The sequence below is a fragment of the Streptococcus sp. 1449 genome (assembly GCF_013276805.1).
GTDB classification, from domain to species: Bacteria; Bacillota; Bacilli; order Lactobacillales; family Streptococcaceae; genus Streptococcus; species Streptococcus pseudopneumoniae.
Window position 1 is genome coordinate 1 of the sequence record NZ_VMLS01000058.1, and the last position, 525, is coordinate 525.

Genomic DNA, 525 nt, shown 5'->3' on the forward strand with positions numbered 1-525 from the left:
CGCTAATGCTGTCGCTACTTCTTCTGATGTCGCATCTTCATTGTTGATAACTTTTGTAGCTTCTGTTACAGCTTCTTCTGCAGCTTGTTTCGCTGTGTCATAAGCTGCTTTTGTAGAAGTTGTTTTATCATCTGTCGCAACATCGGCTTTAGCCAACTCATCAAGCTCTGTTTTAGCTGCTGTAAGGTCTGCTTTGTCAGCCTTATCTGTCAACAGTTTACCTGCTTCTACCAATTTCGCTCTGACTGCAGCTACTTTAACTTGAGCTTCAGATGCTTCCGCTTTCGTCGCTTCTTCACCTTTATCTACAACTGCTTTGGCGTCACGTTTGGCTGCGTCTAACTCTGCTTGAAGTTTTTCGATTTCCTTGTTATAGGCTTCAACACTCTTAGGCGTTTTATCAGCTGTATCAGCTGGCTTCAAGGTTTCCTCAACTTTGGATAACTCATCTTTTTGAGTATCTGTTATTTTATCTACTAAGCCTGCTTTGGCTTTGTCAAGTTCTGCTTTCTTAGCTTTCACATT

The 525-nt window shown here is 41.7% G+C and carries 1 pseudogene; it reads right to left on the reverse strand.

The annotated features are described in order from the left end of the window. A pseudogene (locus tag HT687_RS09645) lies at positions 1–525 on the reverse strand (peptidase); the annotation flags it as partial.